Here is a 24,066-nt window from a genome sequence, read left to right as displayed (position 1 = left end):
AACGAGGATCCCTGTGCGCTCGCTCTACATGCTGGCCGGCCTGCTGATGACGGCGCTCGGCATTATCGGCGCTTTCCTGCCCCTGCTCCCGACGACGCCTTTCCTGCTCGTTGCCGTCTGGTGTTTTTCGCGCTCCTCGCCGCGCCTCGAACAGTGGCTGCTGAACCACCGCACGCTCGGCCCGCCGCTCCAGAACTGGCGGCGGGAGGGCGCCATCTCCGCGCGCGCCAAAATCGTCTCCGTCTGCCTCATCGTCGCGAGCTACGGCTTCTTCTATTACGGCACGCAGCCCTCGCTGCTTCTCGCCGGAACGGTCGCGCTCATCCTGTCGGGAAGCGTGCTGTTCATCCTCACCCGTCCCCTGCCGAAAAGGAGCTGAAGAGATGGCTGCGAGCGAAAATCCGGTCATCGTCTGGTTCCGCAAGGATCTGCGCGTCGACGACAACGCCGCGCTCGCCGCCGCCTTGGAGACGGGACGCCCCATCGTAACGCTCTACATCCGCGAGCCGGAGAAAGCCGGAACAGGCCCGCTCGGGGGTGCGCAGCAATGGTGGCTGCATCATTCGCTGGCGTCGCTCGGCAAGACGCTTCAGAAGCTCGGCTCGCCGCTGGTGTTGCGCAGCGGTGCGGCGGATGCGGTGCTTGCCGATCTGATCGAAGAGACCGGCGCTGACGCCGTTCACTGGAACCGCCGACACGATCCCGCGGGCATCGCGATCGACACGGACATCAAGGCGGCGCTGAAAGGGCGTGGCATTGCCGCCAAAAGCTTCGCTGGACAGTTGCTGCACGACCCGACGCGCCTGATGACAGGGGAGAAAAAGCCCTACCGCGTCTACACGCCATTCTGGAAGGCGCTGGAGCGGGAGGGCGAGCCGCATGAACCGATCGACGCGCCGGAGAAACTGGCCTCACCCCGCAAGTCGCCGGCATCCGAGACGCTCGCCGACTGGGACCTGCTGCCGAAGAAGCCGGATTGGGCGGCCGCATTCCCCGATGTCTGGACGCCGGGGGAAGAGGCGGCGCGCGAACGGCTGGAAGGCTTCGTCGACGGCGCGATCGGGGGCTACAAGGAGGACCGCGACCATCCCGCCATCGACGCGACCTCGATGCTGTCGCCGCATCTGGCGCTGGGCGAAATCTCGCCCGCCCGGATCTGGCATGCAACGCGCGGCCTGAAGGCGCCGGCGGAGGATGTCGTGCACTTCCGCAAGGAACTCGCGTGGCGGGAATTCTGCTACCACCTGCATTTCCATTTCCCGCAGCTTGCGGAAAAAAACTGGAACGACCGTTTCGACGCCTTCCCTTGGGGAGCAAGCCGGAAGAATTTTACGCTTTGGACGCGAGGCCAGACCGGCTACCCGATCGTTGATGCCGGCATGCGGCAGCTCTGGACGCATGGCTGGATGCACAACCGCGTGCGCATGATCACCGCTTCCTTCCTGATCAAGCACCTGATGATCGACTGGCGGCGTGGGGAAGAATGGTTTCGCGATACGCTGGTGGATGCGGATGCGGCCTCGAATGCGGCGAACTGGCAATGGGTGGCGGGCTCGGGCGCCGATGCCTCGCCGTTCTTCCGCATCTTCAACCCGATCCTGCAGGGTGAAAAATTCGATGCCGACGGCACCTATGTCCGCACCTTCGTGCCCGAACTGGAGAAGCTGGATTCAGCCTGGATCCACAAGCCCTTCGACGCGCCGGAAAGTGCCCTGAAAAAGGCGGGCGTCGAGCTTGGGAAAACCTATCCGAAGCCGATCGTCGATCACGGCAAGGCGCGCGAACGCGCACTCGCCGCCTATAAAGCACTGAAGGGCGGCTGAATCAGTCTTCGCGCGCGAGTGCGGAGACGAGCAGCGAGACGAAGGCCTCGCCCGCCTCTTCCAGCGCGCCGCTATTGTCGATGACGACGGTATCGGCAGCGACCACGATTTCCGGCACGGCACGGTCGAGACGCTTGGCGATGCCCTCCGCACTTTCCCGACCACGCGCGGCGAGGCGGGCGGCGAGAATGTCAGGCCGCGCCGTGATCACCACGACCTTCAGCCGCGAGTAGGCATCGGCGAAGGCGGGCAAGGCCGAACGGCTGCCATTGGCGACGAGCGTGACACCGGCCGCGAGCGCGTCCAGCGTTTCGCGCAGGATGCCGTAGGACAGGCCATGCGCCTCCCAGGACACGGCGAACCCGCCCTCGGCGGCGCGTGTTCGAAACCCTTCCGCATCGATCGCCTCATGCGCCTCCCCGCCGGCATCGGCCGGGCGGGTGATGACGCGGCGAACGAAGCGCACGCGGGCTTCCTCGGCGAAATGCCGCGCGGCATAGGACATCACGCTGTCCTTGCCGGCACCGCTCGGACCGACGACGACGACCATCGTGCCGGCGGCGACGGCTAACGGCTGGCGGACGGCGGCTTCGGCGTCGAGGCTCATGCCACGCGCCTGCCCTGGCGCCAGACGGAGCGCACGACCGGAACGCCGGAAGGGCGGCGCACGCGCACCAGATCGGCACGCAGGCCCTTGGCGATGGCGCCGCGATCATCGAGCCCGACGGTGCGTGCGGGCGTCGTCGAGACCATGTTGATGGCCTTCGGCAGGTCCATGCCCTCATCGGCAAGGATGAAGGGCGCGTGCATCAGGCTGAAGGGCACGTAGTCGGAAGACAGCACGTCGAGCACGCCCATGTTTGCGAGGTCACGGGCGGCGATGTTGCCCGAATGCGACTTGCCGCGCACGATGTTCGGCGCGCCCATCAGCACGCTCATGCCCGCGCCATGCGAGGCCTTCGCGGCTTCGACGCTGGTCGGGAACTCGGCAAGGCGGATGCCGTAGCCGATCGCCTCCTCGACATGCTCCAGCGTCGCATCGTCATGGCTTGCGACCGAGATGTTGCGGGCGGCGCAGGAGGCGGCGATCGCATCGCGATGCGGCTTGGCATAGCGGGCGGAGAGATCCTGCTGGCGCTTGCAGAAGGCGTCGAACTCGTCGTCGGTGAGGCCGCGCTTCTTCTTGTAGTAGAGGATATATTGCTCCAGCGTCTGGAACTGGCGCTGGCCCGGCGCGTGGTCCATCAGCGAGACGAGGCGAACGAGCGGATCGTCCTCGAATTCCTCGTAGTGTTCCAGCACGTTGTCGGTCGAGACTTCGCAGCGCAGGTGGATTAGGTGTTCCGCCCGCAGGCGGTCCTCGTTCTGCGCCTCCGCGATGGCGTTGGCCATGGCGCGCATCTCGCCCTTCTCGAAGCCGCCGTCCTCGTCCGAGCCCATGCGCAGGCAATCGAAGACGGTGGTGATGCCGGAGGTCACGACCTGGGCGTCGTGTGACTGGATGGCGGCCGTCAGGCCCCAGCGCACGCCGGGGCGCGGCGAATAGTGGGCTTCCAGATGGTCGGTGTGCAGTTCGACGAGGCCGGGGATGAGGAAGTCACCTTCCATGTCCTCGCCCTCATTGGAGGAGCCTTCGGAGATGTCGGCGATCAGGCCATCGCGCAACACCAGCGTGCCGTCGAGGATCTTGTCCTCAAGCACGATACGGGCATTGGAGAGAACGGTTTCGCGGGTCATGTCAGGCGGTCTTTCTATTGGCTGCGGCTGCGAGCGGGAAGAGCGAATGGACGGTGAAATCGGCGCCGCGCGACGGCTCCCGGAAGAGCGCCAGGCCGGCGATCGTCAACGGGCGGCCGTGGAAATCGGCGAACTGATCGAGAAGCACGCCTTCGACGGCATCGCGGCGCTCCGCCGGAACGCGCCCCGTCAGCGTCATGTGGAAGCGGAACTCGTCGAACACATAGGGATATCCCCACTGCACGAGGTTCTGGCGCTCGGCGGCGGTGAGTTCATCGGGCTTGCGGCGGGAAATATCCGCCGAGGTCAGCGGTGCGCGAAAACGCTCAAAACGGCGCACGACCTCTCCGGCAAAGCTTTGCAATTCGTCGCACTGGTCGCCCGGCACGAGCGCGAAGAACGAGCCAAGCCGGCCGACGACGAGCTCCGGAATGTCGAACGGTTCCGTCTCGCAGACGAAGCGGCCGATTTCAGCCACGAGCTCGGCCTCACTGCGGCCTTCGGAAAGCGCAAAGGGCGCCTTCATCGTGGCGTGGAAACCATAGCGGCGCGGGTCTGCCGTGAGGCCCGAAAGCGTCGCCGCGTCGAACCCGCCCACGGTCGGCTGCTCCAGGGCTGCACCCGTGAACGCATTGCGCCCCAGCCAGCGCTGGGCGGAAAGCGTCAGCGGATCGCTTGCAGGCGGGGTGAAATAGAGGGCGTAACGCAAGGGCTCATTCCTATAAAATTCAAGTCATGCCGCCGGATCGGCGGCATCGGATCTTGTAGGGATTCGTGTGGCAGCATCATGCCGCCACCCCGATCAATGCGAGGGCTTGCCCATCAGGCGGGAACGCAGCGCATTCGATATGCCGTCGAAGACGAAAACCACCATGAGGATCAGCAGTACCATGTAGGCGACGTTCTCCCAGTCGGAATTCGTGCGCATCGCCTCCCAGAGCTTCAGGCCGATGCCGCCGGCGCCGACCGCGCCGATGATCGTGGCGGATCGGGTGTTCGATTCCCAGAAATAAAGCGCCTGCGAGGCGAAGAGCGGCATGACCTGCGGCAGCACGCCGAAGCGCTGCACGGCGACGGGGGCCGCCCCCACCGACTTCACGCCCTCACGCTGCTTGTCATCGATGTTTTCCAGCGCTTCGGAATAGAGTTTGCCGAGCGTGCCGGTGTCGGTGAAGAAGATCGCCGACATGCCGGCAAGCGGCCCGGGACCGAAGGCGCGGGTGAAAAACAGCGCCCAGATCAGCATGTCGACCGAGCGAAGGAAGTCGAACAGGCGCTTGGTGATCTGGTTGGAGAACCAGCTGCGCGTAATGTTGCGCGCCGCAAGGAACGCCAGCGGGAAGGCCAGCAGCATGGCGAACAGAGTGCCGACGAAGGCCATGACGATGGTCTGGAGCAGCTTGGTCCAGACGTCGAGATGCTGCCATTCGGAATTGTAGAGGATGTTGTCCCAGGCAAGCGACAGGTTCGATTGCTTCGGATCGATGCGCTCACCGGATGTGATCAGCGACACCACCTCCGATGTCGACTTGCCGTGGAAGGGCGAGTTGGTGTCGAACAGGAAGTTCGCCCAGCCGAGGAAGCGTTTGCGGATCGAGACATCGTCCGCCTCGATCTCGCCCCAGCCGGCAAAGCCGAAGGCCAATGTGATCTTCTGGCCGGGCGTCTTCTGCGTCGCCCAGCCCGGCAATGCGCCCTCGGGCTTCACCTCGGAACCGTCCACGTCCACCACCAGCGTCTCGCCGGCATGCTGGACGGTCACGCGCTCGGGCACGACCTCGACGCTCGTCGTGGAATTGAGGGTGATCTTGGCGCGCTTGACGACCTCTTCCTCGCGCGTCGTCGCCATTGCAAGGCCTTCGGCCGCGGCAGCCGCGCCGCCGATGACGGCGCCCTCGCCCATGAAGCCCATCGAGGCGGGCTTCTTTTCCGTCGTGGTCGTGGCACCGGCAGCCGGCGTGGTGCGGGTCATCGTGCCAAGTTCGATTTCGACCCAATTGGGCTTGGCATTTGGCCCGAGCGGCGAGAAACGCGGATAGGTGAGCTTCATCGCGCCATCGGGATCGATCGCCACTTCCGGGCGCACCTCGTAGGAAACCCAGTCGGCGAGATAGGTGCCGGCAATGTTCCAGTTCGCGGTGCCGAGCACATGACCGATCGCGAAGAACCACCAGCAATAGAGAGCGTAGAGCACGAAGCCGCCGGTGATGATGGCGATACGGAAACGCTGCCAGAACGAGCGGTGGAAGACGGCCGGGTGGCGTGCCGCGATCTCATCCATCTGTGCGGAATTGAGGGTCGTCATGGCGCACTCCTATTGAGCCAGCCGGAAGGCATGATCGCCGACCAGCTTGCGGCGCAGCCAGGCGGAAAACTGGTCGACGGCGATGATGGTGACGAGGAGAAGCAGCACGATGGCCAGCGTCTTCGCCTGGTGGTTCTGGCCGATCGACAGGCGCAGCAGCTCGCCGATGCCACCGCCGCCGACGGCGCCGATGATGGTCGAGGCGCGCACGTTGATCTCCAGGCGCAGCAGGAAGTAGCTCACGAAGTTCGGCAGCACCTGCGGCACTATGCCGAACCAGACGCGCTCCACCCAGCTCGCACCCACGGCGCGAAGCCCCTCCTCCGCCTTCATGTCGGCATTCTCGACGACCTCGAAGAACAGTTTCCCGAGGGCACCAACCGTGTGGATCGACACGGCGATGACGGCGGGAAGCGGCCCGAGCGACAGGATGGCGAGGAAGAAGCCGGCGAGCACGACTTCCGGGAAGGCACGCAGGATTTCCATGAAGCGGCGCACGAAACCGCGCAGCAGGCGGTTGGCGACGAGGTTCTTGGCAGCGAGGAAACAGAGCAGGAAGCCGAAGACCATGCCGATGATGGTGGAGAACAGCGCGATATTCAGCGTTTCCAGCATCTTGTGGAAATATTCCGGCACATAGAGGCTCTCTGTGATGTAGAGCCGGCCTTCCGGATAATTGTACTTGAAGCTGCCGTCGTCATAGGGCGACGGCAGGTCGAACAGCGCGCGGAAGACCTCAAAGCCATCGCGTGGAACCATGTCGCCGACGAAGTCGAAGAGATAGGGCAACCGGTCGAAGAACTTGCCGGCATTCGTCTCGTTGGCGAACCACAGCGAGCCGGAGAGTGCCACCGCGAGGATGGCGAGGCCCAGCCAGGTATAGAGGCGGCGGCGCGCGTTCAGCTCCTGCCAGTGTCGCTCGATCAGAGCGCCCTTCTCGCTGAAGCCGTCGTGGAGCGTGTTCGTGGCCATGGTCTATCCCGGCTTGTTCAAAAACAGAGGCGCCGGCCGGGGTGCGGCCGGCGCCGATGTCCGTATGGCGATCAGCCGCCGATCGTTGCCTTGCGGGCGTCGATGATCGGCTTGTAGAAGTCGACGTTGACTTCCGTGAACGAGGTGAAGTCACCGCCCATGACGGCGGAGAAGCAGGCTGCGTCCTTCTTCGGCAGGTCGAGCATGAACTGCTTGAACTTCGCCTTGGTCTCGTCAGCCATCGCGCTGCGAACGACGATCGGGCCGTTCGGGATCAGCGGCGACTTCCAGATTTCGACGAGATCGTTCATGTCGAGAATGCCCTTCTCGACCATCTTGTAGAGGTTGCCGGAGGTGTAGCCGTCCTTGAACTCGCCAACGCCCGAGCCGAAGGTCGTGCCGGCATCGAAGGTGCCCTTCAGCACTTCGAGGACGAGGTTTTCGTGACCGCCGCCGAAGCCGGTTTCAGCGAAATATTCCTTGACCGGGCCGCCGATGGCTTCCGGCAGGGTGACGAGCGGGATCAGGTAGCCGGAGGTGGAGTCCGGGTCGGCGAAGCCGAGCTTCTTGCCCTTCAGGTCTTCGAGCTTGGTGATGCCGGAATCCTTGCGGGCGACCATGATCGAGTGGTAGCCGGTCGAGCCGTCGGTCTGGACGGTCGTCAGGATCGGCTCGACAGCCTTCGGGTCGGCGAGGTAGATCTTGGCATAGCCGGAAGCGCCGAGTTCGGCGTAGTCGAGCGTGCCGCCGAGCAGGCCCTGGATGACGCCGTCATAGTCGGCAGCCGGGAAGAACGAGACCTTCTCGAAGCCGAGGTCGGCCTTCAGGTGATCGCCGAGGCACTGGTAGTTGCGCAGGCGGTCGGCTTCGTTTTCGCCGCCGATGATGCCGACGCGGAATTCTTTGAGGTCTTCAGCCTGTACGTGGCCGGCGAGCGCGATGAGCGCGACGGCGCCGAGAAGAACTTTCTTCAGCATGGTCTCTCTCCTGTTTGACCGGCTTTGCCGGCTGGAAGTTTATGACCCTTCACGCGGGTCCTTCGATCCTGGCGGGGGAGCTTAAAGCCCGGCCAGTGCCAGCGGTGTCGGGCTGGCGGATTCCTTGATGTTGTCCTGTTTGGCGGGGTTGCGGATCGCCGTGGAGGTCATGCTCTCGTCGATTTCCGCGCCATCGGCGCCCGTGCCGTAAATCGTGCGCACCGCTTCGCTGTCGAGCTCGCGCGCCGAACCGTCGAAGACGACGCGGCCATGCGCCATGCCGATGATGCGCTCGCAATAGGCGCGCGCCGTATCCAGCGTGTGCAGATTGGTGATGACCGTGATGCCCTCGCGCTCGTTGATGTCGCGCAGCGCGTCCATGACGATCTTGGCGTTCAGCGGGTCGAGCGAGGCGATCGGCTCGTCGGCGAGCAGCATCTTCGGGTTCTGCATCAGCGCACGCGCAATCGCCACGCGCTGCTGCTGGCCGCCGGAAAGCGTGCCGGCCGGCTGAAGCGCCGTCTGCTCGATGCCGAGGCGTTCGAGCGCCGCAATCGCCATGATGCGCTCTTCCCGGGTGAACAGGTTGAGGATGCTGAGCGTGGTCGAGCGGTGGTTCAGGCGGCCGAGCAGCACGTTGGTCAGCACGTCGAGGCGCGGCACCAGGTTGAACTGCTGGAAGATCATCGCGCAGTCGCGCTGCCAGTTACGCAGGCCGGAGCCGCGCAGCGACGAGACCTCGATATCATTGAAATGGATCGAGCCTTCGCTCGGATCGGCCAGACGGTTGATCATGCGCAGCATGGTGGACTTGCCGGCGCCCGAGCGGCCGATGACGCCGACCATCTGGCCCTGCGGGATGTCGAAGGTCACATCGTCGACCGCAACGCGCTCGCCAAAACGGCGGGTGACATTCTTCAGTCGGAACATGGCGGATCCCTCTTTTTTCAGGCTGAGCCCAAAGTCGGGCAGTGTCGTTTTCGGGACTGGCTGTAAACGCTGTTGATGAAGCGGCAATGTCAGTTTCATGTCGGAAAGATTACAGTCCACAGGGCTGAAGTTCCGGCTTCTCGCGCGCCCCTCTTACCCGTCGTGACGGGCAAGAAAGGCTTCTGCGTCAAGTTTGCGAAAATCGTCCAAAGCGGTGCGCAACCGGGCATGATCCCAGTCCCACCAGGCGAGTTTTTCCATGCGCTCGGCGATGTTTCGGGGGAAACGTTCGCGGATGACTTTCGCCGCCACGCCGCCGACGATCGTGTAGGGTTCGACGTCCTTTGTGACAACCGCGCCCGATCCTATGACAGCGCCGTTGCCGATTGTGACACCGGGCAAAATCGTCGATCCGTGGCCGATCCAGACGTCGTGGCCGATGGTGACGCGGTGCTCGCGCCGCCAGGCGAAGAAGTCCGGTTCGGGCTCGGCATCGGTCCAGTAATCGTTGGCCCGATAGGTGAAGTGGTGCAACGTCGCGCGCCACATCGGGTGGTTCGTGGCATTGATGCGGACCGACGAGGCGATGTTGGCGAATTTGCCGATCGTCGCGCACCAGACCGAGCCATCCTCCATGATGTAGGAATAGTCGCCGATCTCGGCCTCGCTGATGCGGCAGCGCTCGGCGATCTCGGTGTAGCGGCCGAGCGTCGTCTCCGAGACCTTCGCCGTCGGATGGATCAGCGGCGTTTCGGAAAGCTTGGTCATGCGGCGGCCTTTCGCGGTGAAAAGGCGGAGACATCCACGATGCGGTCGGCGACTTTTTCGCGCACGTCCTCGTCATGGAAGATGCCGAGCAGCGCCACGCCGGCCGCCTTCTTCTCCTCGATCATGCTGACGACGACGGCGCGGTTCTTTGCGTCGAGCGAGGCGGTCGGCTCGTCGAGCAGCAGGATGCGGTGATCGGTGATGAAGCCGCGCGCGATGTTGACGCGCTGCTGCTCGCCGCCGGAGAAGGTGGCGGGCGGAAGCTGCCAGAGTTCGCGCGGCAGGTTGAGGCGGGCAAGCATCGCTTCCGCGATCTCCATCGCTTCCGCCGCAGCAGTGCCACGGCCAAGCAGCGGCTCGGCGACGACATCGACGGCGGCGACACGCGGCACGGTGCGCAGGAACTGGCTGACATAACCGAGTGTGGCGCGGCGCACCGACAGGATCGTGCGCGGATCGGCGGTCGCAAGATCGAGCAGGCGTCCGCCGTGCTCGATCAGGATCTGGCCGCTGTCGACGGCGTAGTTGCCGTAGACCATCTTCAAGAGCGAGCTCTTGCCGATACCGGACGGACCGCCCAGCACGACGCATTCGCCTGCCTTCACCGAGAAGGCGACATTCGACATCACCGGCAGGCGGATGCCGTCGCGAAGATGCATGGTAAAGCTCTTCGCCACTTCGGAGACAACAAGGGGTGTGGGCATGGTTACACCTGAAGGATCGAGGAGACGAGGAGCTGGGTATAGGCTTCGCGCGGATCGTCGAGCACGCGGTCGGTCAGTCCCTGCTCGATGACGACGCCGTCCTTCATCACCATCATGCGGTGCGAAAGCAGGCGCGCCACGGCGAGGTCATGCGTGACGATGATCGCTGAGAGGCCGAGGTCCTGTACGAGGCCGCGCAGCAGGTCGAGCAGGCGTGCCTGCACCGAGACGTCGAGGCCGCCGGTGGGTTCGTCCATGAAGATCAGGCGCGGCGAGGTGACGAGGTTGCGGGCGATCTGCAGGCGCTGGCGCATGCCGCCGGAAAAGGCGCGCGGCTGGTCGTCGATGCGGTCGACGCTGATCTCGACGCGGCCAAGCCAGTTGCCCGCCGTCTCGCGGATATTGCCATAGTGCCGTTCGCCGACCGCCATCAGCCGCTCGCCGACATTGGCGCCGGCCGACACGGCCATGCGAAGGCCATCGGCCGGGTTTTGGTGCACGAAGCCCCAGTCGGTCCGCATCAGGAAGCGGCGCTCCGCCTCGCTCATGCGGGAGAGTTCGCGCATTTCCCCATCGCGCATGCGGTATTCGACGGCGCCGGAGCTCGGCATCAGGCGGGTCGCAAGGCAATTGAGCAGCGTCGTCTTGCCGGAGCCGGATTCACCGACCACCGCCAGCACTTCGCCGGGCCAGAGGTCGAAGGAGACATTCTTGCAGCCGATGCGCGCACCGTAGAACTTTGAAATGTCGCGGACTTTGAGCAGAGGGGCGTCAGTCATTCGGCGGCCTCCTTGTTATAGGCGAGATGGCCGCGGTGGCCATTGGCGCAACGTTCCTCGCAATGGTCGGTGTCGGAGCAGACGAACATCCGCCCGCCCTTGTCGTCGAGCACAACTTCGTCGAGATAGACATTCTCGGCGCCGCACAGCGCGCAAGGCTTGTCGAAGGTCTGGATCTCGAAGGGATGATCCTCGAAATCGAGGCTGACGACTTCGGTATAGGGCGGCACGGCGTAGATGCGTTTTTCACGACCTGCGCCGAACAGCTGGAGCGCTTCCGAGCGGTGCATCTTCGGATTGTCGAATTTCGGCGTCGGCGACGGGTCCATCACGTAACGCCCCTCGACCTTCACCGGATAGGCATAGGTCGTGGCGATATGGCCGTTCTTGGCGATGTCTTCGTAGAGTTTTACATGCATCAGGCCGTATTCTTCCAGCGCATGCATCTTGCGCGTCTCGGTCTCGCGCGGCTCTAGGAAGCGAAGCGGTTCCGGGATAGGCACCTGGTAGACCAGCGTCTGGCCGGCCGTCAGCTTCTCCTCCGGAATGCGGTGGCGCGTCTGGATGATTGTCGCCTCGCGGGTCTTGGTCGTCACCGCGACATTCGCCACTTTCTGGAAGAAGGCGCGGATGGAGACGGCGTTGGTCGTGTCGTCGGCGCCCTGGTCGATGACTTTCAGTACATCCTTTGGTCCAAGGATCGCCGCCGTAACCTGCACGCCGCCGGTGCCCCAGCCATAGGGCATGGGCATTTCGCGGCTGGCGAAGGGCACCTGATAGCCGGGAATGGCGATCGCTTTGAGGATCGCACGACGGATCATGCGTTTCGTCTGTTCGTCGAGATAGGCGAAGTTATAGGTCGCGAGCCCGGCGCTCGTCGGAACATCAGGAGTCATGGGTCGTTTCCTGCTGGGAAAGGAGGAGGACATGGAACTGACCACCTTCATCGTGATCATGATCGCGATACTGGTTGCCGTCGGCGTCTTTTCGCGACGGCGTGAGAAGGACTGAGCTCATTCGGCGGCATCCCTCATGACGGCGTCGGCCCTCTCCTCGTATTCCCGCCGCATGCGGCGCACGAGATCGAGTTCCGCCTGGAAATCCACGTAATGCGGCAGCTTCAGGTGCTCGACAAAACCGGTCGCCTGCACGTTGTCCGAATGGGAAATGACGAATTCCTCATCCTGCGCCGGCGCCACGATGTCCTCGCCGAACTCTTCGGCGCGAAGAGCGCGATCGACCAGCGACATGGCCATGGCCTTGCGCTCGCTCTGGCCGAAAACGAGGCCGTAGCCACGGGTGAATTGCGGCGGGTTCTTTGCCGAGCCCTTGAACTGGTTGACCATCTGGCATTCGGTGACCTGGATGCGGCCGAGCGAGACGGAAAAACCGAGCTCCGGCATGTCCAGCTCCACCTCGACCTCGCCGATGCGCACTTCCCCCACGAAGGGATGGGTGCGGGCATAACCACGCTGCGTCGAATAGCCGAGCGCCAGCAGAAAACCCTCGTCGCCGCGGGCAAGCGCCTGCAAGCGCAAGTCCCGCGCCATCGGGAATTCCAGCGGCTCGCGCGTGAGATCCCCCGCGACATGGCCCTCCGGCAGGTTGCCGTCGTCCTCGACGAGGCCTTCGCCGGCGAGAATGTCGGAAACGCGCATCACCGGTTCGCCGGGCTCGTCGCGTTCGAGGGCCGCATCGACCGGTTCGTCGCCGAGCAGCGACGGGTCGAGCAGGCGGTGCGTATAGTCGAAGGTAGGCCCGAGAAGCTGGCCGCCCGGCAGGTCCTTGTAGGTCGCCGAGACACGGCGTTCGACGAGCATCACGCCCGTCTCGACCGGCTTCGAATAACCGAAGCGCGGCAGCGTGGTGCGGTAGGCGCGCAGGATGAAGATCGCCTCGATCATGTCGCCGCGGGCCTGCCGGACGGCAAGGGCCGCAAGCGCCCGGTCGTAGAGCGAGGCTTCCGCCATCACGCGGTCGACGGCGAGGCCGAGCTGGGCGACGATCTGTTCGATGCCGATCGCGGGCAGTGAACGGTCACCGCGGCGGCGGTCGGCGAGAAGGCGGTGGGCGTTGGAGATGGCGGCTTCGCCACCCTTGACGGCAACATACATGGCTCAGGCCTCCTTCACGCGAAGAACGGTAGTGCGGGGCAGGCAGAGGATCCGGTCGCCGGCAACGAGGATCAGGTCCACGCCGCGCGGGAAATTCTGCCGGTTCTCCGACCAGAAATGCGGGAACATGTCCGGCAGGCCGAGCGGTGCGATCTCTTCTTCCGTGCGAATGCCTGGGCCGGTCAGCACCAGCGGACGGCCACCTTCGAAAGTTTCGATCTCGACGACGAGCGTCGTGGAGCGATCCGGATATTCCTGCGTGCCCTGCGCGAAGAGGCAGAGATTGGGCAGCATGGCGCCCTTTTCCACGAAGGCGAAGCGGGCGTTCTGGCGCTCGTCCGTCAGCGTCGCGCCGGCATTGAAGGCGAGCCAGCCGGGCAGCGCCGAGGCGCCGAGCTTCGGCGTCAGCCAGACGGTGGTGTCGTGATCGCAGAGGGTTAGCGCGACGGCGCCGGCGGCGGCGTTAAGCGGGGTCGGCGGCGTGACGGTCGCGGCAATATGGCCGATCGTGCCCGGGCGGGCCATGCAGTCCATCAGCGTGCGGAAGACGGCCTGCGCCTCGAACACCGGCTGCGCAAAACCGCCGGCAAAGGCGAGCGTATCGAGTGACATCAGTCCTCTCCCCGAACCATGGTGAAGAAATCGACGCGGGTGGCGGCCGTCTGGCGCGCCTTTTCGGCGTCCTCATCGGCAATGCGGGCCGCGATGGCATCAAGCAGCGTCTCGACATCCGCCTTGCGGGCCGTCTGCTGGAAGAGCGCATCGAAAGTCGCGGCAAGCCGCGCCTTGACCGGATCCGTGCCGAGCGACTGGCCGTGGCCGACCGTGCCGTCTTCCAGCCGGATGCTGGCGCGGGTGACCGTCGCCTCGCCGAGATTGAACGGCGCGCCGCCGCCGCCGATGCGGCCGCGCACCATCACGAGGCCGGTTTCCGGCCCGCGCACGGGCTGCAAGGCCGGCTTGTCGCCGATCGCGTCCCAGGCGTCTTGCAACTCCACGCGGCTCGCCTTCGCCAGCAGGCCCATCGCCCTCTGCCGCTCGCCGGCGGCACCTTTCGCGGCGCTCTCGGCATATTTCTGTGTTGATGTCATTGTCATCTCTCCAAATGTCTATTAATCTAGACAACCGAACATCTAAGTCTTGTCTTATTGGGCGGGAATGACAAGGGTGTGACAGAGGGTATTCGCGGGGGCGAAAATGGTGGAACGACAATCGGGCGTGGCGCTTTGGCGCCAGATCGCGGATCGCATGCGGCTGGCGATCAACAATGGCGATTTTGACGAAACAGGCATGATGCCGCCGGAAGTGGTGCTGGCCGGCCGCTTCGGCGTGAACCGGCATACGGTGCGCAGTGCCATGGCGGCGCTTACGGAAGAAGGGATCGTGCGGCCGATCCAGGGCATCGGCACCCGCATCGAGCGGCGCGACCGCCTGCGTTTCCCAATTTCGCGGCGCACGCGGTTTTCGCAGGGCCTCGGCAACCAGGCGCGTGATCTCGAAGGAAAGCTGCTGGATGCCGCAACGGAAGCGGCACCGGCCATCGTTACGGAAGCGCTGGGGCTGGCGGCGGGTTCAAGCTGCGTGCGGCTGGAAATCGTCAGCAGCGCGGACAAGCGACCGATCTCGCGCTCGACGAGCTATTTCCCGGCCGATCGCTTTGCCGGCATGGCGGAGGCCTATGAGAAGACCCGGTCGATCACCGCGTCCTTCCGCGAACTAGGCCTTCCCGACTATGTGCGCCGCTCCACCGAAATATCGGCCATCCATGCCGAGGGCGACGATATGCGGCAGCTAAAACTGTCGCCCGGCGCCATCATCCTCGTGGCGGTGGCCACCAATACGGACCTCGACGGCACGCCCATCCAGTTTTCCCGCACGCGTTTTGCCGCCGATCGCGTCAAGCTGACGGTGGAGCCGGAGCCCGAGGTTGTTTCCGGCAGCAGAGGATGAAGCGGCGGTAAAGCAGCGTGCGCAGCTTGTTGCGCAGGTCCGCGGTGCGGCGTTGCGCGGCCGCGATCGGGGCATGCGAGCCGATCGTCATGTCGCGAAAACCCGCCACTTCCAGCAGCGGCAGCACGCGCTCGACGCTGAGGCCGTCTCCAAACGGAAGCCGTTCCATGATGCTGGCATGCCGGTCGCTCATCGCGCCGTCATAGTGGGGATCGGCGCCGGCAAACCTGTCGATGACCGCGATGGCGCGGCTTGCCAGCCGGCCGAGCCGGGTGGGCGCCGCCCAGTCGCCGTCGAAGAACAGCAGCGTACCGCCGGGCTTCAGCATGCGGTGCCATTCGGCAAAGGCCCGTTGCGGCGTCGTCAGCGTCCAGACAAGGTGCCGGCAGACGATCGCGTCATAGCTCTCGTCCGGCTCCATCGGGTTTTCCGCATCGGCAAGCAGGAACCGCAGCCCCTTCGCGCCAGCGTGTTTGCGGCGTGCCACATCCAGCATTGCCTCGGAGAAATCGAGCGCCGTCACCTCGTGGCCGAGTGACAGCAGCAGGCGCGTCACCTCCCCCGTGCCGCAGGCAAGCTCCAGCACGCGGCGCGGCTCAGGGCCGAGCTGTTCGCGGATCGCCGCCGCCCAGGCGTCGAATTCCGGGCCTTCAGGAATGCGGTGGCCGAAGGCAAGGTCGAAGGTTTCCGAGCGTCGCGACCAGTAGTCGCGAATGTCTTCCTTGAGGTGGATGTTGGGGAGCGCTCCGTGCATCAGTTCCCCTCGCCTGCCACAAGTTTCAGGCGCGGCGGCCGCGGATCAGGCCGGCGATAGCGGATGAAGCAGCCACCGGCGCCGTCGCGCTCGACGTCGACAGTCACGCCGAAGACGTCGTGCAGGCGCTGCGGCTCCAGCACCTTGGCGGGCGTGCCGAGCGCCACGATGCGGCCGCCCTGCATGACGGCGATGCGGTCGCAAAACATGGCGGCGTGGTTGAGGTCGTGCAGGGCCGCGACCACGGTGAGGTCCTGTTCGCGTACGAGCTGGAGCAGGCCGATCTGGTGGCCGATGTCGAGATGGTTGGTCGGCTCGTCGAGCAGCAGGATCGGCGATTGCTGCGCGAGCGCGCGGGCAACGTGCAGCCGCTGCCGCTCGCCACCGGAGAGCGTGTGCCAGAGCCGCCCGGCGAAATGCGCCATGTCGACCTCCTCAAGCGCACGATCGACGATCGCGTCGTCGGCCTTCGACCACGGCGTCAGCGCGCCGAGATGCGGCGTGCGGCCGAGCTCGACTGCCTGGCGGGCGGTGATGCGCTCCGTCGTCTCCGCCTGCTGCTCGACGAAGGCGATGCGCTGGGCGATCTCGCGCCGGCCATGCGCCTGCAAGGGCTTGCCGCCGAGCAGGACGTCGCCGCGCTGCGGCTTGCGGATGCCGGCGATCAGCGCCATCAGGCTGGTCTTGCCGGAACCGTTCGGGCCGATGATACCGAGGAACTCGCCGGGGCGCACGACGAGCGACACATCCGACAGGATGGTCGTGCCACCGGCCGACCAGAAGAGACCATTTGCCGAGAGCGTCATAGCGCCGATCTCCGCTGGCTGAGGATGAGGGCGAAGGCCGGTGCGCCGAACAGCGCCGTGATGACGCCGATGGGCAGGACCTGGCCGGGAATGATGATGCGTGACAGCACGTCCGCCGCGATCATGAAGATGGCGCCGATGAGCGCGGAAGCCGGCAGCAGCAGGCCGTGGCGCACGCCGACGACCATGCGCGCGGCATGCGGAATGACGAGGCCGACGAAGCCAATCGAGCCGACGATGGAGACCATGGTCGCCGTCATCAGGGCGGAGATGGCGATCAGCACGATATAGACGCGACGCACCGGAATGCCGAGCGAGGCGGCCGATTCCGTGCCGAAGGTGAAGGCGTCGAGCGCGCGGGCATGCCACAGGCAGACAAGAAGGCCGAGGATCGCCACCGGCAGCGCGAGCCAGACATCCGGCCAGCGCACGCCGGAGAGATTGCCGAGCAGCCAGAACATGATGCCGCGCGCCTGTTCGGCGCTCGCGGCCTTGGTGACGATGAAGGAGGTGAGCGCATTGAAGAGCTGCGAGCCGGCGATGCCGGCAAGGATGATCGCGCCGGTGCCCCGCCCTGCCCGCACGGCAAGCGCGCTGACAAGGCCGAAGGCGAGGAGTGCGCCAAGAAATGCGCCGGCCGGCAGCGTCAAGGCGCCGGCGCCAATGCCAAGAATAGCGACGGAGACCGCGCCGGTGGACGCCCCCGCCGAAATGCCGAGGATATAGGGATCGGCCAGCGCATTGCGCAGCAGCGATTGCAGGATGACGCCGCAGAGTGCCAGCGCCGAGCCGCAGCAGGCGGCAACCACCGCCCGGCTCAGCCGGTAATTCCAGATGATGCCCTCGTCGATCGGCTCGATCGCGTGCCCCGTCTGCCAGAGGCGGTTCGCGACCGTCTTCGCAACGATATCGAGCGGTATCGCCGTCTCGCCGACGGCTGCCCCGACGCCGAGCGCGACGACCAGTAGGACGAGCGCCGCGAATGCGGCGCCCGTGCGGAACAAGAGGGGGCGTTCCGCTATCACTTCGCCAGACCAGCCTTTTCAATGGCGTCGGCAAGCTGTTCGATGCCCTCGATCGTACGGATCGTGGGGTTCATCGCCTGCGCGTCCATATCGAAGACATGGTTGTTCTTGACGGCCGGCATCAGGCTTGCCACCGGGTCCGTCTTCAGGAAGTCGAGCTTTGCCTCGAGGCTGTCGAGCGGATAGCGGCGGCGCTCCATCGAGCCGGCCACGATGATCGTCGGTCCCGATTTGGCGATCGTTTCCCAGCCGACCATCGGCCACTCGTCATCGGTCTTGATGATGTTGTCGATGCCCAAGGCCGACATGATGTAGCCGGGCGCACCGTTCTTGCCGGCGACATACGGATCGGAATCAGCCGCGCTGGAGAACCAGAACACGGCCGACAACTTGCCATCCGCAGCCGCGACCTTGGCGCGGGCGGCCGCCTCGCGCGCCTTCAGTTCGGCAACAACCTCTTCGCCCTTGTCCTGCACGTTGTAGATTTGCGCCAGTTCGCGCACTTCCTGATAGACGAGGTCCATCGTGAAGACCTGATGGCGCACGCCGTCGCTTGCTGCGCTGTTCTCCTTGCCGACGCAGTCGGAAGGGGATGTGTAAACCGGAATGCCGAGCTCCTCGAACTGTTCGGGCTTGGCGACCACGCCTTCCGGGCCGATCTGCCATTGGAACTGGACCGTGACGATATCCGGCTTCTTGCCGAGCACGCTCTCGAAGCTCGGGTCATTGTCCGCAAGACGGTCGATCTTGGCGTTGACCTCTTCATAGCCCTTCAGAACGGGGCCGACCCAGAGCGCGGTGCCGACCACGCGGTCGGCAAGACCCAGCATGTAGAGAATTTCGGTCGAGCTCTGGCCGACAGAAACGGTCTGCGTCGGTGCCTTCTGGAAGGTGACCGGACGGCCGCAATTCTGCAGCGTCAGCGGATACTGCGTCTCGGCAGCCGAGGCGGCATAGGCTGAAAGCAGAAGCGCCGTAGAGCCGGCGACGAGCGAGAGCAGCGATGCGGACCGCACGGCCGCAGAAAACAGGGTCATGTATTTCTCCCGGGTGAATGAAAGCGTGCGGCCTCAGCCGACGCGCCGAAGGGGGCGGATCGATCGCGGGCGGGAGAAAACGAGGGAAGGTCTGCCGGGTACGGCAGGCAGATTCGTCATGGCGTCTCCGTTCCGGGCATCCCCGCCCGTGACTTGGATTGTTGCTATGACGGCAGGTCTCCTGGCTCACGGATATCTGCTGCCTGTCTGCCTTCCCGCGGAAAACCGCAGTGGCATGACGCGAAACGCGTCCGAGGACAGGCGGCAATCCGCCTACAGTTGCGGGGGCAGCCACGGAATGGGTCCCTGTTGGGTCGTCCGTACCGTGTTCCCTATTAATCCCCTGGGAGTCATCCTTCAGGGAACCGTCATCCCATCCTTAGTCCCCGGCAGTCGGCAGCGTCAAGGCGCTCAGCTCTCGAAATCCCCGAAGACGTCCTGAAGGCGGGTCAGCGTGTCGACGCGCTCGCTCACAGCCTCGCCCATCACGACGATGATGTTGGAGAGCATAAGGTCCATGACGGCGGTCATGGTGGCCGCGCCATCCCAAAGAGGTCCGTGCGAACCCGGCACGATGAGGCAGATGTCCGAGACCTCCGGCCCCCAGGGGCAAAACTCGTCCGTGAGCAGCACGACCTTGACGCCGGCGCGCCGTGCTTCCAGTGCCAGAGGCCGCGCCTTGGCGGCAAAACGGCGCACGTCGTGCAGGAAGAGCAGGCGCCCCTCGACGGAGCCGTCCAGCAGTTCGGAATAGGTGCCGTTCAGCCCGTCGACGAATTGCACGCGAGGCCGCGTATAGGAAAGCTGGCTCGCGAAATACTGCGCGATGCCGCGCACGTTCTGGTAGGCGGCGACATAGATCTCCGTTGCGCCGACCAGCGCATCGATCGTCTGCTGCCATTCCGGCGCATTGGTGATTTCGTAGATCTGGCCGAGATTGTCGATCTGCTGCTGGATGAGGCCCGCGAGAAGTTTTCCTTCCTTGCGGTCCTGCTCCAGCCGGTCGACCTGGCCCTTGACCTGCCAGGCGGGGTTGGAGCTGCCGCGGCGCAATTCGCCCTTAAGCTCGTCGAGGCCGTCAAAACCCATGCGGCGGAGATACCGCCCGACGGTCATCGGGGAAAGTTCCAGCCGCTGGGCGATGGAGCGCGCCGTCTCGAAGGGCAGATCGGCGATGTTGCGCTCGATATAGTTGGCGATCAGCTTGTCGGATTTGGACCGCCGGAGGTCGTCGGACTGAACGAGCTTCAGAATGCGTTTCGACACGTCGCCCTTCCCCAAAAAGACCGCCCGTCCGAAGACGGGCGGGATAGTCACGCCATTACTGCGCCGTCTTCACCCGCGTCCAGACACGGTCGAGCTGGCGGAGCGCCGGGCCAAGATCCTCGAAGATCTGGAGACGCGCCATGGTCTCGGCCGGCGGATTGATCTCCTTGCTATTCTTGATCTTTTCCGGGGTCAATTCCCGCGCCGGCACGTTGGCCGTGCCATTGGTCTGCTGCGAGACATTGAGCGCCGCGATCTCCGGCCGCGTGTAGAACTGGAGGAATTTGACGGCGTTCTCCTTGTTCGGCGCGCTCTTCAGCACGCAGACGTCCTCCTGGTACATGGTCCCGCCTTCTTCCGGGATCACGTAGCCGAGATCCTTCTCGTCGGCGAAGACATCGACCATGGCGCCGACGAAGAAATGGCCGGCCGCAACATCGCCGGATTGCACCATCGGCCGCGTGTCATAGGTGAAGGCCGCGACATAGGGCTTCATGGCGATGATCGTTTCCGCCGCCTGCTGCAATTGGGCCGGATCGGTTGAGTTGATCTTGTGGCCGTTCAGCATGAGGCCGACGGCGAGCACCTCGCGCATGTCGTCGAGCAAGGTGAATTTCAGGCCCTTGGCCTTGACGGTCTCGATCAGGTCCTTCCAACCGGTGACGTCCTTGCCGAGGATCGTGCGGTTATAGAAGATGCCGACCGAACCCCAGGCATAGGGCAGGCAATATTCGCCCTTCGGGTCGCTTTTCGCGCGCAGGAAGGCGGGGTCGATGTTCTTGAACCCCTCATAGGTGTTGATGTCGGTCTTTTCGAGCAGGTCCAGCTTGGCCATGATGTCGTGCATGTGCACGGACGGGAAGACGATGTCGTAACCCGTCGCACCACCCTGGATTTTTGCCAGCATTTCCTCGTTGGAGGAATAGGTCGAGAGGTTGACCTTGATCTGGGTCTCCTCCTCGAACTTCTTCAGAACCTCCGGATTGATGTATTCGCCCCAGTTGTAGATGTTGAGTTCGGCGGCACTTGCAACGCCCGCCATGGCCACGAGGGCGGCAAGCGAGAGAGCGGTCTGGCGCGTCCATGCGCGAAGGCCGGATGCGCCGGCATTGGAAATTTTGATCATCGATAGTCTCCTCTGGTGGTTGGCCCGTCGTGGCCCGGCGCTTTCCTTTGCGCCGCCTGTTCCTGTCCCGGCTTCTTTCGGCCGTTGACTTGGATGAGCAAATGGTATCCAGATATCTAAATCGCACAAGCGTTATTTTTATAACATAATGGGGAACGACGATGCGAGATTCCATAGTCCGCCTGGAGAAGGCGGCGAAGGCCTTTGCCACGCCCGAAGGCCAGACCGTGACGGCGCTCGATGCGATCGACCTCGATGTCAGCCGCAACGAATTCCTGACGCTGCTCGGCCCGTCGGGCTGCGGCAAGACCACGCTGCTCCAGGCGATCAGCGGTTTCGTCGAGCTCGATGCCGGCCGCATCCTGATCGACGGCGAGGATATGACGGACCGCCCGCCCTATCGCCGCCCGGTCAATACGGTGTTCCAGAACTATGCGCTGTTTCCGCATATGACGGTGGGCGAGAACACGGGCTATGCGCTGGAAGTCGCAGGCATCGCGAAGGTGGAGCGGGCAAAACGCGTCGCCGATGCGCTGCGCTTGGTGGGGCTCGAAGGCATGGAAGGCCGCAAACCGCGCCAGCTTTCCGGTGGTCAGCAGCAGCGCGTGGCGCTCGCCCGCGCCATCATCGCCCGTCCGAAACTGCTGCTGCTCGACGAGCCGCTCTCCGCCCTCGACAAGAATCTCCGCCAGGCCATGCAGATCGAGCTGAAGACGCTCCAGCACGAACTCGGCATCTCCTTCATTTTCGTCACGCACGACCAGCAGGAGGCGCTGACCATGTCGGACCGGGTGGCGGTGCTGTCCGGCGGCCGCATCCAGCAGCTCGATACGCCGCGCGCCATCTACGACCAGCCGAAGAACAGCTTCGTCGCCACCTTCGTCGGCGCCAGCAACCTGTTCGAGGGCGAGGCCGTTGGCGGACATCTCCTGACGACGGACGGCCTCTCCATTACCCATGGCAAGGCGCAATCGACGGGTGCGGCGACCGCCCTCATCCGCCCCGAACAGTTTTTCCTCGCGCTGCAGGGCGACAGCGCCCCGAGCCTCGACGTCGATCTCGAACAGATCGTCTTCGTCGGCTCCACCTTCGAATTGTTCGGCCGCACCGCGACGGGCCGGCGGGTGATCGCCGAAATCCCGGCGACGCGCCGCAACCTCGTCGGCGAGATCGAGCAGTCGCGGCGCGCCCGCCTCGCCTACGATCCGGCCGCGGTCCACCTCATCCCGGCGGAGGCCGCCTGACATGTCGTCGATCGCCTTTCGCCGCCGCGCCCAGCTCGGCCTGCTTCTCGGCCCCGTCTCGCTGTTCCTCGCCGTCTTCTTCCTCGGCCCGCTCGCCATCATGATCGTGACGAGTTTTCTGGCGCCCGGCCTCTACGGCGGGGTGGAATGGACCTGGTATCCGCACAATTACGGCCGCATCCTCGGCTTCGCCGACCCGATGTTCGAGGATTTCGATCCGGTCTATATCGCGATCTTCCTGCGCTCGCTGAAGATCGCCGCGATCACCGTTCTCGCGACGCTCCTCGTCTGCTACCCGGCTGCCTTCTGCATCAGCCGGCTTTCCGAACGCTGGAAGAATTTTTGCCTTTTCCTCATAACGCTGCCCTTCTTCACCAGCCTCATCGTGCGGCTGTTCATCTGGGTCCTGATCCTGCGCCAGACCGGCCTCGTCAACGCGGTGCTGCTCAACACCGGCGTCATCGCCCGCCCGCTGGAGCTGATCTATACGGATGGCGCGATCATCCTCGGCATGGTCTATATCTTCATCCCGTTCATGTTCATGCCGGTCTATGCCAGCGTCGAAAAGCTCGACTGGACGCTGGTGCGCGCCTCGCTCGATCTCGGCGCCGGGCCGATCCGCACGTTCATCCGCATCATCCTGCCGCTGACGGCGCCCGGCATTGCCGGCGGGGCGGTGATCGTCTTCATTCCCGCGCTCGGCAATTTCGTCGTGCCGGCCATCCTCGGCGGCGCCAAGGTGATGATGCTCGGCAATCTCATCGAGCAGCAGTTCCTCGCCGCGCGCAACTGGCCCTTCGGCTCGGCGCTCGCCATGATGGTGATGTGCGTGATGCTGGTGCTGCTCTTCGCCTATGTCATCGTGTCCGGCCGTCGCGGCATCGATGCCGCGACCGGGCGCTGAGGAGGACGGCCCATGAAGATCATCGCCTCCCTCGCCCGCGGCAGCCTCATCGGCTACACCGCGCTCTTCTTCGCCTTCATCTACATCCCGCTGGCGCTGATCGCGGTCTATTCGTTCAATTCCAACCCGGTCAACATGATGACCTGGACCGGTTTCACCACCGAATGGTACGCCCAGGTCCTCGGCTTCAAGACGGCGGTTTCGGAAAGCGCGCTCTATATCGAATCGACCGACCAGCTCGTTCAGGCCGTGTGGAACAGTCTGATGATTGCCGCCTCCACGACGACCATCGCCGCCGTGCTCGGCACGGCGATCGCCATCGCGCTCTACCGCTTCGATTTCTTCGGAAGGCGTTTCTACCGTGTCGTCATGTTCATGCCGATGCTGATGCCGGACATCGTGCTCGGCATCGCGCTGCTGATCTTCTTCGTAAATGCCGGCGTTAATCTCGGCCTCATGACGATCATCATCGGCCAGTGCACCTTCCTGATCTCCTACGTCTTCATCGTCGTTTCCGCCCGGCTCGCCGGCATGGATCGCACGCTGGAGCACGCGTCGGCCGATCTCGGCGCCAATGAATGGACGACGTTTCGCAGGGTGGTGTTCCCGCAGCTCCTGCCCGGCATCGTCGGCGGCGCGCTGCTCGCATTCATCATCTCGATGGACGATCTCGTGATCACCTATTTCATCGCCGGCGTCGACGTCACGACGCTGCCGATGTTCATCTTCGCCATGCTCCGGCGCGGCATCAAGCCGGAGATCAACGCCATCGCCGTGATGATGCTGACCTTCTCCTTCGTCGTCGCCTCGCTCGGCCTCTACCTTCGCTCCCGGCAGAAATGACC

The 24,066-nt window shown here is 64.5% G+C and carries 26 protein-coding genes and 1 riboswitch; of the genes, 6 read left to right on the top strand and 20 right to left on the bottom strand.

The annotated features are described in order from the left end of the window. The first annotated feature begins 13 nt into the window (after positions 1–13). Positions 14–379 (top strand): YbaN family protein, encoded by a 366-nt coding sequence (locus tag J2Y63_RS10230; RefSeq protein WP_435265999.1) that lies wholly within the window; start codon positions 14–16, stop codon positions 377–379. Between the two features lie 4 nt (positions 380–383). Beyond that, positions 384–1,823, top strand: coding sequence for a cryptochrome/photolyase family protein (locus J2Y63_RS10225; RefSeq protein ID WP_435265998.1), 1,440 nt, complete (start codon positions 384–386; stop codon positions 1,821–1,823). A 1-nt stretch (position 1,824) separates the two neighbouring features. Here J2Y63_RS10225 and phnN read toward each other — a convergent pair whose 3' ends face one another. The 14 genes from phnN to phnG all read right to left on the bottom strand — a co-directional run bounded on the left by phnN (position 1,825) and on the right by phnG (position 14,206). Further along, entirely contained in the window at positions 1,825–2,430 is a 606-nt protein-coding gene (gene phnN, locus J2Y63_RS10220; protein WP_435265997.1) for a phosphonate metabolism protein/1,5-bisphosphokinase (PRPP-forming) PhnN, read from the bottom strand. Beyond that, a complete protein-coding gene (locus tag J2Y63_RS10215) occupies positions 2,427–3,560 on the bottom strand; it encodes an alpha-D-ribose 1-methylphosphonate 5-triphosphate diphosphatase (protein WP_435265996.1) in 1,134 nt (377 codons plus the stop codon). Before J2Y63_RS10215 ends, phnN begins: the two co-directional genes overlap by 4 nt. A 1-nt stretch (position 3,561) precedes the next feature. Then, positions 3,562–4,269: a DUF1045 domain-containing protein gene (locus J2Y63_RS10210; RefSeq protein WP_435265995.1), complete on the bottom strand. Its 708-nt coding sequence runs from the start codon at positions 4,267–4,269 to the stop codon at positions 3,562–3,564. 93 nt (positions 4,270–4,362) lie between these two features. Further along, positions 4,363–5,865, bottom strand: a complete 1,503-nt coding sequence (gene phnE / locus J2Y63_RS10205) for a phosphonate ABC transporter, permease protein PhnE (protein ID WP_435265994.1) — start codon at positions 5,863–5,865, stop codon at positions 4,363–4,365. 9 nt (positions 5,866–5,874) lie between these two features. Beyond that, on the bottom strand, positions 5,875–6,837 hold the full coding sequence (gene phnE / locus J2Y63_RS10200; RefSeq protein WP_435265993.1) for a phosphonate ABC transporter, permease protein PhnE: 963 nt from the start codon (positions 6,835–6,837) through the stop codon (positions 5,875–5,877). Positions 6,838–6,908: 71 nt separating this feature from the next. Further along, positions 6,909–7,814 (bottom strand): phosphonate ABC transporter substrate-binding protein, encoded by a 906-nt coding sequence (phnD, locus tag J2Y63_RS10195; RefSeq protein ID WP_435265992.1) that lies wholly within the window; start codon positions 7,812–7,814, stop codon positions 6,909–6,911. An 81-nt stretch (positions 7,815–7,895) separates the two neighbouring features. After that, entirely contained in the window at positions 7,896–8,744 is an 849-nt protein-coding gene (gene phnC, locus J2Y63_RS10190; protein WP_256116859.1) for a phosphonate ABC transporter ATP-binding protein, read from the bottom strand. 153 nt (positions 8,745–8,897) lie between these two features. Then, on the bottom strand, positions 8,898–9,512 hold the full coding sequence (locus tag J2Y63_RS10185) for a DapH/DapD/GlmU-related protein (protein ID WP_435265991.1): 615 nt from the start codon (positions 9,510–9,512) through the stop codon (positions 8,898–8,900). Then, positions 9,509–10,216, bottom strand: a complete 708-nt coding sequence (gene phnL, locus J2Y63_RS10180) for a phosphonate C-P lyase system protein PhnL (protein ID WP_435265990.1) — start codon at positions 10,214–10,216, stop codon at positions 9,509–9,511. The genes J2Y63_RS10185 and phnL overlap by 4 nt, the downstream gene beginning before the upstream one ends. Before the next feature lie 2 nt (positions 10,217–10,218). Next, positions 10,219–10,995: a phosphonate C-P lyase system protein PhnK gene (gene phnK / locus J2Y63_RS10175; RefSeq protein ID WP_256116864.1), complete on the bottom strand. Its 777-nt coding sequence runs from the start codon at positions 10,993–10,995 to the stop codon at positions 10,219–10,221. After that, complete coding sequence (locus J2Y63_RS10170) at positions 10,992–11,891, bottom strand: alpha-D-ribose 1-methylphosphonate 5-phosphate C-P-lyase PhnJ (RefSeq protein ID WP_256116865.1); 900 nt, start codon at positions 11,889–11,891, stop codon at positions 10,992–10,994. Before J2Y63_RS10170 ends, phnK begins: the two co-directional genes overlap by 4 nt. Before the next feature lie 117 nt (positions 11,892–12,008). Continuing rightward, complete coding sequence (locus tag J2Y63_RS10165) at positions 12,009–13,109, bottom strand: carbon-phosphorus lyase complex subunit PhnI (protein ID WP_435265989.1); 1,101 nt, start codon at positions 13,107–13,109, stop codon at positions 12,009–12,011. A gap of 3 nt (positions 13,110–13,112) precedes the next feature. Then, positions 13,113–13,721, bottom strand: coding sequence for a phosphonate C-P lyase system protein PhnH (gene phnH / locus J2Y63_RS10160; protein ID WP_435265988.1), 609 nt, complete (start codon positions 13,719–13,721; stop codon positions 13,113–13,115). Next, the gene (gene phnG, locus J2Y63_RS10155) at positions 13,721–14,206 is read right to left on the bottom strand and encodes a phosphonate C-P lyase system protein PhnG (RefSeq protein ID WP_435265987.1); all 486 of its coding nucleotides are present in this window, start codon (positions 14,204–14,206) and stop codon (positions 13,721–13,723) included. The genes phnH and phnG overlap by 1 nt, the downstream gene beginning before the upstream one ends. 100 nt (positions 14,207–14,306) lie before the next feature. On the opposite strand from phnG, the gene phnF reads away from it, so the two are divergent. Beyond that, positions 14,307–15,059 (top strand): phosphonate metabolism transcriptional regulator PhnF, encoded by a 753-nt coding sequence (gene phnF / locus J2Y63_RS10150; protein ID WP_435265986.1) that lies wholly within the window; start codon positions 14,307–14,309, stop codon positions 15,057–15,059. Here the strand turns inward: phnF and J2Y63_RS10145 are convergent. The 6 genes from J2Y63_RS10145 to J2Y63_RS10120 form a co-directional block, all read right to left on the bottom strand. Next, a complete protein-coding gene (locus J2Y63_RS10145; protein ID WP_435265985.1) occupies positions 15,007–15,813 on the bottom strand; it encodes a class I SAM-dependent methyltransferase in 807 nt (268 codons plus the stop codon). The genes phnF and J2Y63_RS10145 overlap by 53 nt on opposite strands. Next, the gene (locus tag J2Y63_RS10140) at positions 15,813–16,619 is read right to left on the bottom strand and encodes an ABC transporter ATP-binding protein (protein ID WP_435265984.1); all 807 of its coding nucleotides are present in this window, start codon (positions 16,617–16,619) and stop codon (positions 15,813–15,815) included. Before J2Y63_RS10140 ends, J2Y63_RS10145 begins: the two co-directional genes overlap by 1 nt. Then, positions 16,616–17,623: a FecCD family ABC transporter permease gene (locus J2Y63_RS10135; RefSeq protein ID WP_435265983.1), complete on the bottom strand. Its 1,008-nt coding sequence runs from the start codon at positions 17,621–17,623 to the stop codon at positions 16,616–16,618. The genes J2Y63_RS10140 and J2Y63_RS10135 overlap by 4 nt, the downstream gene beginning before the upstream one ends. Positions 17,624–17,640: 17 nt before the next feature. Beyond that, positions 17,641–18,681: an ABC transporter substrate-binding protein gene (locus J2Y63_RS10130; protein WP_435265982.1), complete on the bottom strand. Its 1,041-nt coding sequence runs from the start codon at positions 18,679–18,681 to the stop codon at positions 17,641–17,643. A 154-nt stretch (positions 18,682–18,835) separates the two neighbouring features. After that, a riboswitch (cobalamin riboswitch) is annotated at positions 18,836–19,066 on the bottom strand. Between the two features lie 26 nt (positions 19,067–19,092). Continuing rightward, on the bottom strand, positions 19,093–19,947 hold the full coding sequence (locus J2Y63_RS10125; RefSeq protein ID WP_256116882.1) for a MurR/RpiR family transcriptional regulator: 855 nt from the start codon (positions 19,945–19,947) through the stop codon (positions 19,093–19,095). A 55-nt stretch (positions 19,948–20,002) separates the two neighbouring features. Then, a complete protein-coding gene (locus tag J2Y63_RS10120; protein ID WP_435265981.1) occupies positions 20,003–21,073 on the bottom strand; it encodes a polyamine ABC transporter substrate-binding protein in 1,071 nt (356 codons plus the stop codon). A 161-nt stretch (positions 21,074–21,234) separates the two neighbouring features. Here J2Y63_RS10120 and J2Y63_RS10115 point away from each other — a divergent pair, with 161 nt between their 5' ends. The 3 genes from J2Y63_RS10115 to J2Y63_RS10105 are packed head-to-tail and all read left to right on the top strand — an operon-like array spanning position 21,235 to position 24,064. Then, on the top strand, positions 21,235–22,317 hold the full coding sequence (locus J2Y63_RS10115) for an ABC transporter ATP-binding protein (RefSeq protein ID WP_435265980.1): 1,083 nt from the start codon (positions 21,235–21,237) through the stop codon (positions 22,315–22,317). Between the two features lies 1 nt (position 22,318). Further along, a complete protein-coding gene (locus J2Y63_RS10110) occupies positions 22,319–23,221 on the top strand; it encodes an ABC transporter permease (protein ID WP_435265979.1) in 903 nt (300 codons plus the stop codon). A gap of 12 nt (positions 23,222–23,233) precedes the next feature. Continuing rightward, positions 23,234–24,064 (top strand): ABC transporter permease, encoded by an 831-nt coding sequence (locus tag J2Y63_RS10105; RefSeq protein ID WP_435265978.1) that lies wholly within the window; start codon positions 23,234–23,236, stop codon positions 24,062–24,064. Positions 24,065–24,066 lie beyond the last annotated feature (2 nt).

Origin of the sequence: Shinella sp. BE166 (assembly GCF_051201095.1) — a bacterium.
Lineage (GTDB): Bacteria > Pseudomonadota > Alphaproteobacteria > Rhizobiales > Rhizobiaceae > Shinella > Shinella lacus.
This window is presented reverse-complemented; position numbering and strand designations above follow the sequence as displayed.

Excerpts from the sequence above, each read along its gene's own strand:
- J2Y63_RS10225 (WP_435265998.1), top strand. The coding sequence starts at position 384 with ATGGCTGCGAGCGAAAATCCGGTCATCGTCTGGTTCCGCAAGGATCTG.
- phnN (WP_435265997.1), bottom strand. The coding sequence starts at position 2,430 with ATGAGCCTCGACGCCGAAGCCGCCGTCCGCCAGCCGTTAGCCGTCGCC.
- J2Y63_RS10215 (WP_435265996.1), bottom strand. The coding sequence starts at position 3,560 with ATGACCCGCGAAACCGTTCTCTCCAATGCCCGTATCGTGCTTGAGGAC.
- phnE (WP_435265994.1), bottom strand. The coding sequence starts at position 5,865 with ATGACGACCCTCAATTCCGCACAGATGGATGAGATCGCGGCACGCCAC.
- phnE (WP_435265993.1), bottom strand. The coding sequence starts at position 6,837 with ATGGCCACGAACACGCTCCACGACGGCTTCAGCGAGAAGGGCGCTCTG.
- phnD (WP_435265992.1), bottom strand. The coding sequence starts at position 7,814 with ATGCTGAAGAAAGTTCTTCTCGGCGCCGTCGCGCTCATCGCGCTCGCC.
- phnC (WP_256116859.1), bottom strand. The coding sequence starts at position 8,744 with ATGTTCCGACTGAAGAATGTCACCCGCCGTTTTGGCGAGCGCGTTGCG.
- J2Y63_RS10185 (WP_435265991.1), bottom strand. The coding sequence starts at position 9,512 with ATGACCAAGCTTTCCGAAACGCCGCTGATCCATCCGACGGCGAAGGTC.
- phnL (WP_435265990.1), bottom strand. The coding sequence starts at position 10,216 with ATGCCCACACCCCTTGTTGTCTCCGAAGTGGCGAAGAGCTTTACCATG.
- phnK (WP_256116864.1), bottom strand. The coding sequence starts at position 10,995 with ATGACTGACGCCCCTCTGCTCAAAGTCCGCGACATTTCAAAGTTCTAC.
- J2Y63_RS10170 (WP_256116865.1), bottom strand. The coding sequence starts at position 11,891 with ATGACTCCTGATGTTCCGACGAGCGCCGGGCTCGCGACCTATAACTTC.
- J2Y63_RS10165 (WP_435265989.1), bottom strand. The coding sequence starts at position 13,109 with ATGTATGTTGCCGTCAAGGGTGGCGAAGCCGCCATCTCCAACGCCCAC.
- phnH (WP_435265988.1), bottom strand. The coding sequence starts at position 13,721 with ATGTCACTCGATACGCTCGCCTTTGCCGGCGGTTTTGCGCAGCCGGTG.
- phnG (WP_435265987.1), bottom strand. The coding sequence starts at position 14,206 with ATGACAATGACATCAACACAGAAATATGCCGAGAGCGCCGCGAAAGGT.
- phnF (WP_435265986.1), top strand. The coding sequence starts at position 14,307 with ATGGTGGAACGACAATCGGGCGTGGCGCTTTGGCGCCAGATCGCGGAT.
- J2Y63_RS10145 (WP_435265985.1), bottom strand. The coding sequence starts at position 15,813 with ATGCACGGAGCGCTCCCCAACATCCACCTCAAGGAAGACATTCGCGAC.
- J2Y63_RS10140 (WP_435265984.1), bottom strand. The coding sequence starts at position 16,619 with ATGACGCTCTCGGCAAATGGTCTCTTCTGGTCGGCCGGTGGCACGACC.
- J2Y63_RS10130 (WP_435265982.1), bottom strand. The coding sequence starts at position 18,681 with ATGACCCTGTTTTCTGCGGCCGTGCGGTCCGCATCGCTGCTCTCGCTC.
- J2Y63_RS10120 (WP_435265981.1), bottom strand. The coding sequence starts at position 21,073 with ATGATCAAAATTTCCAATGCCGGCGCATCCGGCCTTCGCGCATGGACG.
- J2Y63_RS10115 (WP_435265980.1), top strand. The coding sequence starts at position 21,235 with ATGCGAGATTCCATAGTCCGCCTGGAGAAGGCGGCGAAGGCCTTTGCC.
- J2Y63_RS10110 (WP_435265979.1), top strand. The coding sequence starts at position 22,319 with ATGTCGTCGATCGCCTTTCGCCGCCGCGCCCAGCTCGGCCTGCTTCTC.
- J2Y63_RS10105 (WP_435265978.1), top strand. The coding sequence starts at position 23,234 with ATGAAGATCATCGCCTCCCTCGCCCGCGGCAGCCTCATCGGCTACACC.